This is a genomic window from Bacillus sp. 105MF, from assembly GCF_000374885.1.
Classification (GTDB): Bacteria; Bacillota; Bacilli; order Bacillales; family Bacillaceae_G; genus Bacillus_A; species Bacillus_A pseudomycoides.
Genome location: NZ_KB895589.1, coordinates 62,835 through 73,210, shown reverse-complemented (window position 1 = coordinate 73,210; position 10,376 = coordinate 62,835). Strand labels below are relative to the sequence as shown.

The 10,376-nt window shown below is 35.0% G+C and carries 7 protein-coding genes; 2 read left to right on the top strand and 5 right to left on the bottom strand.

Annotated elements, in window-relative coordinates:
- Positions 1 to 177: 177 nt before the first annotated feature.
- Positions 178 to 1,266, top strand: a complete 1,089-nt coding sequence (locus C564_RS0125000; RefSeq protein ID WP_018767254.1) for an FUSC family protein — start codon at positions 178 to 180, stop codon at positions 1,264 to 1,266.
- A 13-nt stretch (positions 1,267 to 1,279) separates the two neighbouring features.
- Here C564_RS0125000 and C564_RS0124995 read toward each other — a convergent pair whose 3' ends face one another.
- From C564_RS0124995 to C564_RS0124980, 4 genes are all read right to left on the bottom strand, one after another.
- Positions 1,280 to 3,040 carry an ABC transporter ATP-binding protein gene (locus C564_RS0124995; RefSeq protein ID WP_003194918.1) on the bottom strand — a complete coding sequence of 587 codons (1,761 nt, stop codon included), beginning with the start codon at positions 3,038 to 3,040 and terminating at the stop codon, positions 1,280 to 1,282.
- A gap of 54 nt (positions 3,041 to 3,094) precedes the next feature.
- On the bottom strand, positions 3,095 to 3,625 hold the full coding sequence (gene ntdP, locus C564_RS0124990) for a nucleoside tri-diphosphate phosphatase (protein WP_003194916.1): 531 nt from the start codon (positions 3,623 to 3,625) through the stop codon (positions 3,095 to 3,097).
- 257 nt (positions 3,626 to 3,882) lie between these two features.
- Complete coding sequence (locus C564_RS0124985; protein ID WP_003194914.1) at positions 3,883 to 4,137, bottom strand: YgaB family protein; 255 nt, start codon at positions 4,135 to 4,137, stop codon at positions 3,883 to 3,885.
- Between the two features lie 250 nt (positions 4,138 to 4,387).
- The gene (locus C564_RS0124980) at positions 4,388 to 4,675 is read right to left on the bottom strand and encodes a gamma-type small acid-soluble spore protein (protein WP_018767253.1); all 288 of its coding nucleotides are present in this window, start codon (positions 4,673 to 4,675) and stop codon (positions 4,388 to 4,390) included.
- 123 nt (positions 4,676 to 4,798) lie between these two features.
- On the opposite strand from C564_RS0124980, the gene C564_RS0124975 reads away from it, so the two are divergent.
- Positions 4,799 to 5,023, top strand: a complete 225-nt coding sequence (locus C564_RS0124975) for a hypothetical protein (RefSeq protein WP_018767252.1) — start codon at positions 4,799 to 4,801, stop codon at positions 5,021 to 5,023.
- Between the two features lie 11 nt (positions 5,024 to 5,034).
- On the opposite strand, the gene C564_RS0124970 is transcribed toward C564_RS0124975, so the two are convergent.
- A complete protein-coding gene (locus tag C564_RS0124970) occupies positions 5,035 to 10,335 on the bottom strand; it encodes a lamin tail domain-containing protein (RefSeq protein ID WP_018767251.1) in 5,301 nt (1,766 codons plus the stop codon).
- Positions 10,336 to 10,376: the final 41 nt, after the last annotated feature.

Below are 10,376 nucleotides of genomic sequence, written 5' to 3'. Positions count from 1 at the left end.
GAGTGTAGCTTATACTACATGAGTACCGGACTGGCGACGTAACGAAGAAATGCGACAGCTATCTTTACCGGACTTTTTGAACATCACTAAAATATCACTTGCTAACATATTGTAATGAATGTATAGTATCATGTTGTACATTCATTATGACAAGAGAGAAAGGATATTAAAAAGGGTATGAAACTTGGTGCTCGCATTTTAAAAACGGGTATTGCCATTACATTAGCTTTATTTGCTTGTACTCTGCTCCAATTACCGAGTCCAGTATTTGCGGGGATTTCAGCAATTTTTGCTGTACAGCCATCTGTATATCGCTCGTATTTGACAGCACTCGAACAAATCCAAGCAAACGTAATTGGTGCAGTATTCGCTATCGGATTTGCATTTGCTTTTGGACACAATCCTTTTATTATTGGATTAACTTGTATATTAGTTATTGCTCTTACACTACAATTACGTTTAGAAAATACAATATCAATTACTTTAGTGACGGTTATTGCGATTATGGAATATCAAGGAGCAAACTTCTTTGACTTCGCTCTGCTTCGCTTTGCAACCATTATGGTCGGTATTGTCGCGGCTTCACTTGTAAATTTAATGTTTATGCCGCCAAAATACGAAACAAAACTATATCATCGTATCGTTGATAACACCGAAGAAATTGTAAAATGGATTCGTATGAACAGCAGGCAAGCTTCTGATTTTACAACACTAAAAACAGATATTGATCGTATGAAAGAAAAAATGATTAAATTAAATCATTACTACTTACTTTACAAAGAAGAAAGAAGCTATACGAAAAAAGTACAATTTGCAAAAATTCGTAAGCTCGTCTTATTTAGACAAATGTTAGCTACAACGAGTCGTGCATTAAGTACATTAAAAGCATTACATCGCACTGAAAACGAATTACGATATATGCCTGAACCATTTCAAGAATCCATTCAAAATGAATTAGATTCATTAACACACTATCATGAACAAGTTTTGTTAAAATTTATTGGCAAAGCGAAAAAACAACAGTCTGTTGAGATGCTTGATGAAGTAGAAACTGGTAAGCAGGAATTAATCGATATATTTATGGACTATCAAAATAAAGATAATGAAGAATCATATAAAATATGGTTACATCTCTTCCCTCTTATTTCTTCAATTATTAATTACAGTGAAGAAGTTGAACATTTAGATTTACTTGTAGATAGTTTTTATACGTATCACAAACCCGAAGACGAACTACAAATTGATGAAAAAAAAGAAGATGAATGAAAAAACAGCCCCTTTACGCCAAAGGGGCTGTTTCTTCTATATGTTGAATTTGATATAAATCATAATAAAATCCTCGTTTTTGCATTAATTGTTCATGAGAACCCTTTTCTTTTATTTCACCATCTTCGATATATATGATCGTATCCACATGTGTAATAGTTGCCAATCTGTGAGCAATGATTATTGTTGTACGGTCCGCAGCTAATGTTTGAAGAGCCTCTTGAATATGTCTTTCGTTCTCTAAGTCTAAAGCCGATGTTGCTTCGTCTAATATAAGTAAAGAAGGATTTTTCAAGAAGACACGTGCAATCGCTACACGCTGTCTTTGTCCACCAGACAACTTTACGCCTCTTTCTCCCACAACTGTATCGTATCCATCTGGTAGATTCATAATAAAATTATGAATCTGCGCTGCTTTTGCAGCCGCAATAACTTCCTCTTTCGTTGCTTTCGGGTTTCCATATAAAATATTAGATTGAATCGTATCACTAAATAACAGATTATCTTGCAAGACAATACCGATATGACTACGTAAATTTCTTACATTATACTCTCTCACATTCACACCATCTACATAAATCGCACCGCTAGAAACATCATAAAATCTTGGAATTAAACTAGCTAAGGATGACTTTCCACCTCCACTCGCTCCAACGAGGGCAATTTTTTCTCCAGAACGAATTGAGAAAGAAAGGTCATGTAGTACATCTTTTTCATCAGTATTATACCGAAAGGAAACTTGATCAAATACAATTTCACCAGAAAGCTTTTTTGCTTCAATTGCATTTGGAGTATTTACAATATCATACTTTTCATCTAACAGTTCAAACACTCGATCCATTGATGCAAATGATTGTGTGAGTGTTGTAGAAGAGTTAACAAGGCGGCGTAATGGACTATATAAACTATCCATATAGCCAACAAAAGCAACCATCGTTCCAAGTGTTAAAGAGCCTTGAATCACTTCATATGCCGCAAACGCAATAACAAGTAACGGTCCTAAATCCGTTAACGTATTCACTGTAGAAAATGTCCGTGCTGTCCAGCTTGTATGTGTTAATGCTTTTGTTAAAAAATCATTATTTTTCTTTTCAAACTGCCCTTTTTCATACTGTTCTAATGCAAAACTACGCGTCACTTGCATCCCTTGGATACGCTCATGTAAATAACCTTGCATCGTTGCCAATGCTTGTGAACGCTCTCTCGTTAATTTACGAAGACGCCCGAAAAAATATTTCACTGCAACTGCATAAATCGGCAAAATTAACAATGCAACAAGCGTTAATTTTATATTCATAGAAAACATAACTACAATTGCAATGAAAATTGTAGCTGTATCAAGCCAGACATTCATAAGTCCTGTAATAACAAAATCCTTCGTCTGCTCTACATCATGGATTACACGCGAAATAATTTCACCTGTTTTTGTATTTGAATAGTAGCGTAAACTTAACTTTTGCAGATGACCAAAAATATGTTTTCGTAAGTCGTAAAGTACTGTATTACCAATACGCTGTGCAAAATATTGACGATAATATTCAACAGGTGGTCTCAGTACACCAAAAATAAAAAAGGCAATCCCGATTGCTGTTATCAATTGTGATGTTTTTTCCTGAAGTGATCCACCACCTTGAATGACATCATCAATAATATACTTTAATAACCACGGCATAATAAGCGGAATACCAAACTTAATGAGTCCAATAATAATTGTAATTGTAATAAGCCATCGATATGGTTTTACAAATTGTAAGTATCGATTTATTCCTCTCATATGATCCCCCCCTTAATAGGACAAACCTGCCGGGAAAACCCCTGCAGGTTTGTTCTAATCTCTATACATTAAATATCGTTCATACCACATATCTACAAAATCTGGCGCGAATGGTCCTTTTCTTTGATGAATCCACTGCGTTAAATACTCTACATTTCTTTTTAGAATCGTATCAATTACTGGAGGATAATTCATCATCTGACTATGCTTTTCATACTCATCTTCATCTAAAAGTGTATATGTCATATCTGGATATACCTTAATATCCAAATCATAATCAATATACTTTAATGCTTCAAAGTCATATGCAAATGGAGAGCTTAAATTACAATAATAATACACTCCCTCTTCTCTTAACATACCGATTACATTAAACCAATAATTTGAATGAAAATAACAAATTGCAGGCTCACGCGTAATCCATGTTCGACCATCTGATTCGGTTACTACAGTCCGATCATTTGCACCAATTACAAGACTTTGTGTCCCTTTTAAAATTGTAGTTTCTTCCCACATTCTATGAATGAAACCATTATGTTTATAACTATGTATTTGTATTTTTTCTCCTTCTTTGGGAAATCCCATACGTTCTCCCTTCTTTCACTGTGAATGCTCTTCTAAAGTTGTCCCAACTAGTATCGTTCCTTTTAAAAACGTATTGAGCCGAATTCACTTTTTTTCTATTATAACTTTTTTGTCAAAATTTTAAAACTAAACCGACACAATCCAGCTTTCGTAAAACACTATTACTCTCCATTGACAAATCCTGATGCGACAAAAAGCCCTTTTTCATAAATTAAGAAAGGGCTTTTCCAACTAAAGCATCCGGATACATCACTTCTTTAGTTAGAAATTATTTTTTCAGTTTCAAAAGAGTGAATCACTTCATTTGTTTGTTGCTCAAATTTTTCATGCAAAAGCTTCAATGCTTGTTCCGTTTTGTGTATTTCTTGACGAATAAAATGCAACTCTTTTTTATCGTCTTTTTCTTGTTCACTTGTTTCGATCTGTTGGTACTTCTCTAAATGCGCTTGTAATTTCAACAACTCATCCATTGTTTGCAATTGTTCTCCTACCAACTTATCAAATGAATTCATTATTTACCCCCTGTTTTTAATAAATTCCAACATCTATTCATACAGGATACATCGCTACTAAATATTTTCTAATGTCCTATCTCCTTCTCCTTTGACTACATTTGTTGACTTATTAGAAGTTATGTCGGCTCCCTCAACAAAATTCTTAAAGCAATCGACCTTAAACTATCACTAGTAATTTCCCCCCTGACATAATCACATTACCAAACAAAGAAAACACTTCTCTTGAATCGAGAAGTGTTTTTCTTTGTTATTGATTCGTGCTAGAAGATTGTGATTTTTTTGCTGCTGATTGTGCATTTTGTTGTTTCACTGCTTGCACATCTGTGTCAGTTGCAAACTCTGTGCCGTAGCTAGCATTTGCACTTTGAACACCAGCGCTAGAAGCCTGTGCTTTTTTCGCTTCTGATTGTGCATTTTGTTGTTTTACTGCTTGTACATTTGTCTCAGTTGCAAACTCTGTACCATAGCTAGCATTTGTACTTTGAATGCTAGCACCAGAAGTTGCTTTGTTATAACCTTGTTGTTTTTTACTCATCTTTCTCACCTCCACAATCAATAATGTAACCAACCCTTTCAAAAGATATCCGCAATTTTATTTTTTAATTTACGCATACATCTCCCTAGGCTCATTCAAACTACATATGATGGAGGTGTACACATGTACATTGGACGCGATATGACAGAACTATCTATGATTTCGAAAGAAGAATGGAAACAAGATGAATTAGCTTATTTTCACCATTCCTTGCAACAAATCATGCCTTATTTAAACGTAGAAGGCCAAACGATTTACAAAGAAATTATAAAAGAGATCGAATCTCGAGGTGGTCTTCAAAGAAGCGACGCGGATTGGACGCACAGTACAAAAGTTTCTTATGACTAAAAACGTGTTCCCTAATTTGGGAACACGCTCCATCTCCAACCTTTTTTACCTGTTGTAAAGGACCAAACTGGTGAAGTCACTTGACCACCATATCGGTCTTCGACTTTTATATACCATTGATACGTCGTATTTTCCTTTAAATTCTCCCATTTTACCTTTGCGTTGCGCCAATTCGCCACAAAATTATCTTTACCGATTACTTCATTCGTGTACACGTTTACTTCTACATAGTCTGTTGCGACTTGTTTTATCGCAGGTTTTAAATCAATGTCTAATTCAAATTCATCTTTTCCTGGATACTCTTCTGGTTTATAAAAATTATATTCATTTAAATATGGAGAATACGTTTTGACATACATTTTGTTCGCAGTTGTATCAAATTGTAAAAGTCGCATATATCCTTGTCCACCCTCTGGACCACCTTGATAATCCGCCAGCATTTGATATACTTTACGATCTACGATGCCGTCCCCATTATCATCAATTTCATCAACTAATGTCTCACTGTCATGATAATGCCCACTCAACACAGCTAACACATTCTTATTCGGTTTAACTACTTCATTAAAAATTTTGTCACCAATCGGACTACGATTGCCTGATACAAGTAAATATTCATGGAATGATAAAATCGCTTTTCGATTCGGATATTTCTGCAATACTTCCTTCATCCATTGAATATCTTCATCTGTAACGCCCCATCCCATATACAGCATAATAAAATCGTTGCCTTTTACTGAAATCAAATCATAATGTCCGCGGTTATCCTTATAACTTTCGCCATAAAATGGCTTATCTTTAAAACGCCAATCCCCAAAATATTTCGAGTATGCTGTATAGTCTTCATCTTTATGATTTACATCATGATTCCCGGCCAACACACCATACGGTACTTTCGCATTCTCAAGTACTTTCATGTATTCATCTGCGCGCTGCCATTGAAATTCTTGATATGATTTATCAACAAGATCCCCTGTATGGAATACATATTTAATATTTAATGGATCTTTTTGTGCAGCAATCCAGTCAACCTGACTTTTGTAAATATAGGGATAACTTTCAGAGTAATACTGTGTATCCGACATCCATACAAATGTGTAATCAAACTTATTTGGTGAACTTGGAATTTGGTCTTGTACAATTACACTTACTTTTTGATCTTTTACATATTCTTTCGCTAATACAGCACCTTTTAATTCAAAGTCCTTATCCCCAGCAATTTTCGATGTAAGTTCTGTCCACTTATTTGTCATGTAGTTCCAAGCATACATCGTAACTTTTCTTCCTTCTAGAGAATGTCCATACCATTTTACTTCTACCGTATCATCGTTTTTCACATCATCAGCAACCGTTACATCAAAACGATGATATGGAAATTTCTCTGTTGATTCCGTTGTATAATATTTCCCATCTTTTTTACTAACTTTACTTAGCTGATCTTGATCAAAACTTTTCTCACCATTCACAGCAAAAGCTTGTGGTGGTTCTTGTTCTATCGAATTTTCGGTAATTTTCATACGATCCGTTTCATTCGGCTTATACGTATACCCTTTATAAAATATTGCCTTCATTGCGTCATTTGTTGGATCAGTTACTTTTGCTTCAAGTGTCGGATTCGTGCTCACATTTTTTTCTCCATCTTTAGGTGCAATTGGAGTAGGGTCTGTTGGATTTTCTGCCCAAGTTTCAAACATAATTGTCTTTTCTTCACGATTTCCTACCTGATCCTCAGCCTCTACATGTAACTCATGCTTTCCTGCTGCTAATTGTGCAGATGATGTTTCATATGGAGTTACAATTTCCTTACCATCCAATATAACTTTTTTACTTTTCACTCCTGCTATATCATCTGTAACTGTTACATCAATTGGAATTTTCCCTTTATATTTTTTCTCGTTCTGTACCGTAGTTGAAATCTTTGGTGGTGTATTATCAACTTTTACATTTGCAACGACTTCTTTATTCACACCATCTTGCACTGCAATTCGATGCTTTCCATCCTTCACTTGTTTTGTATCCCATAAATATGCATTGGAAATAAACTTTTCTTCTGGAACTTGGAATCCAAACGTAAATACTGGTGTTGATGTATCTCCATCACCAATTGATAACTCCTGATTTGGATTTGCAAAATTCGGATCATATAAAGTCGTTCCATCCGCTAATACAAGTCGAACATTTTTTAAATAAAAATCATCTTTATTCTCTTCAACTCGATTGTCAAATGGTGACGTCTTTGTGCCAGATCGAATATCAATTTTGAACGGCTCATTATATTTAATTTTTGATTGATCAATTTTTACAGTTAATGTGACATAATCACTATACGTATCATCAAATATACGTAATACTTCATTCCCAATTGTGACTGCGTTTTTAAAATACAAGTCAGTTTGCTTCACATCGAAAGCAAAATAAGCAGGCTTCTCTAACGAACGATATGTGTTCGTCTCAACTTTCTTTCCGTCCACTAAAAGAGCAAGTCGTTCAGCCCCAACCGACGAAGAGGTTCCTTTTAATAAAACTTGATTTGCAACCACTTCATCATCTTTTACATTAAGACGAAGAGGGCCTTTATCTTTCTCCCCAGCTATTTGCACTGAATACATATCACTTTTTACTATATTGAAGCCATCAGAAGCTTCCAAGTAATATGTCACTTTCTCTTTTCCAATTAATTCAGGTGAATAAATGGTATAATGATATTTTTTATCTACACGATCCTCTACTAAATTTTCAGCTTTATATTCTGCATTCGGATTCGTTTTGTAATATAATTTTACACTCTTAACTCGTTCGTTATCAAGAACAGCAAAACTCAATTTATGATCTTGAAATTCAGAAACTAGTCCTTCTGCTGCCTTATGTGAAATCGTCGGCGCAATCGTATCCTCTTTCAAAGCAACTCGTTCAGCTGGTACTTGTCCTTCGAATATAGTTCCAGGAGATGCATTATGTTCTGCACTACTAATCTTTTGCATAATTTGCGAGCCATCTTGAGGATAGCGATATAAAATTCCCTTATTAGCTTTTACATCAGCTTGGTTTGCTTGATCATTGTAGTAAGCAGCTGCAATTTCTGTCCCCGTCTTTGTTGCAACGACAATACCACGTGCACTTCCATTCGCCATTCCATTTGAATATATTCTAACAATATTTTTATTTTCTACTAAGTTCACACCAAATTGTTTATTAAAGTCAGCAACGGTTTTCTCATTGTTTTCACCATTTATAATCCAAAATACGAGAGACTGCCCTGATGGAATTACAACATCATCTGGAGTAGATCCCCAAATGAGATCACCTTCTGGTCCTTCAGATGGATAACGATATCGAATTGTATAATCCTTAAAATTAAGATCTTGTGTGCTATTGTTATACACTTCAATAAATTCATATCCATCTGCTTTCCCAACATTCGTCGTGTCCGGCGTCACTTCGGTAATCAACAACGGCGGTACGCTTTGTGGTTCTATTTTTTTATGCTCTATTTTTGTTTCATAAGATTTTTCAATTGTTTCTTGATTCCCTTGCACGACAATTTTATAGAATAATGAATTTCCCCATAGCTCTTTTGGAGGAACTGTCACCTTATAAACATCGCTATTTCCTTCTTTATTCATCTGCAATTTTTTGTGTGCTAACTTGCCATCTTGGGTATACAAAACTGCTACATTCTCTCCGCCCTTAATCGTTGCAGTGATAGTTAAATCTTCTGTTACTATATGAGCAGGTAATGCCGTATGCTCAATCGCAACGCCTACTTGATCTGATTGTTTTACTAGCTCTAGCGGTACTTGAAATGGTATTTGCACACCAGGTGTTCCTTTTTCAAACCAACCTACTTTTTGCATTTCAGTACTTTCAGTTTTGTATGCATATGCCATACTCTGACCAACTTTTACATCCTCTTTCCCATATGTTGCAGATGATAAAACTGTTCCGTACTGATCAGCAAATTGAATGGTTCTCCCAGCGCTATTAGACATTCCATCCACTTTAAGTGGAAGAACTTGTTCTTCGGTTATATTCCCGCCGTATGCTTGAATAAAGTCTTGTTTTGATAATGCTGCGTTTCCTTCATTTTTAATCCAAAACACTTTCGTTCCTTTTGATGGAATTGTTGCATTTTCTGTAAAATTCCAATCTTCACTTCCAGTTTCTGAATACTTATAAATAAGTTTATAATCTTTCAACTGTATTGCTTCACTAGAATTATTGTATATTTCTATAAACTCATATCCATCTTTCCCGTTCACATTTATCGTATCTGGCATTAGTTCAGTAATCATAACTGCCCTATTCTTTGTATAATCCTCTACATGACGTTCAACCGTACTTACATATTGTTCTTTTTCTGGAAAGGTAATAATCTTTCCATCCTGTTCAATTTCAAACCAATATGTAAACGTATCAGACCAAACATCTAGCTTTGGAACAACAGTAGAATACAAATTATTCTCACCTTTGTTCATTTCCAGTTTTTTCACTAACAAACCGGACGCACTACGATATACAAGGTTTACTTTTGCCTTATCGTATACACTTGCTAACTGAAGTTCAATCGGTAAATCTTCATGTGCATTAATTTTCATTTTAGGTACATGCGCTGTTTCTTGTAATGACTTTTCTTTTTGATTATTATCTTTTTGTGCAGGCTGCTTTTCTATCGTTTCTTTGGAGTTTGGTTGTGCAGGCTCTAGTTTTTTGGAGTCTGGCTGGACTGCCTCTTTTTGTGTGGGTTCTGTAGGTGGATTTTCTTTTTTATGCGATTGGAATACAGTGTAAGTCCCAGGTGATGGTATTTCATTTTTCATTTCTTTCTTTGTTTCATTCCAAAAAGAATGAATGGATACATCTTTATTCTCTTTTCTTGTTTCAATGACATCTACCGTTTCATTTTTTTCAGTCGTTACTTCAATCCTAATTTGTTTATCACTTAAATCCTCAGTAGCAAATAAAACTTGTTTTTCTTTTATTTCCGTCTTATAGCGCTCATTAATCTCATTAACTGTTTTATTTCCAAATACGATTAACTTCGTTTCTTTTGGTTGTACAGATTGCTTTTCATTTTCATCTTTAAGTTTTAGCACTTTTCCATTGACCTTCAGTTGAACATTCTTCATATCCATAACTTTCGCTGATGGGTTATACAATTCGATATAGCTCAGATCATCCGTATAATGCACTTCTGAAATGAAAGTGTGCTGATTTTGTTCCTTCTCCTCAGCAAAAGTGACATGGCCTGGCCCAGTCAACGTTTGAAGTAAGAAAGTCGCTACAACTGCTGAACTGATTACTTTTTTAAGCATTTCCTATCCCCCTTTAAATTTTTCATTACAACTTTCATTGT

Bases quoted from the DNA above. Each gene is read 5' to 3' on its own strand.
- C564_RS0124975 (WP_018767252.1), top strand. From the start codon at position 4,799: ATGTACATTGGACGCGATATGACAGAACTATCTATGATTTCGAAAGAA.
- ntdP (WP_003194916.1), bottom strand. From the start codon at position 3,625: ATGGGATTTCCCAAAGAAGGAGAAAAAATACAAATACATAGTTATAAA.
- C564_RS0124995 (WP_003194918.1), bottom strand. From the start codon at position 3,040: ATGAGAGGAATAAATCGATACTTACAATTTGTAAAACCATATCGATGG.
- C564_RS0125000 (WP_018767254.1), top strand. From the start codon at position 178: ATGAAACTTGGTGCTCGCATTTTAAAAACGGGTATTGCCATTACATTA.
- C564_RS0124985 (WP_003194914.1), bottom strand. From the start codon at position 4,137: ATGAATTCATTTGATAAGTTGGTAGGAGAACAATTGCAAACAATGGAT.
- C564_RS0124970 (WP_018767251.1), bottom strand. From the start codon at position 10,335: ATGCTTAAAAAAGTAATCAGTTCAGCAGTTGTAGCGACTTTCTTACTT.
- C564_RS0124980 (WP_018767253.1), bottom strand. From the start codon at position 4,675: ATGAGTAAAAAACAACAAGGTTATAACAAAGCAACTTCTGGTGCTAGC.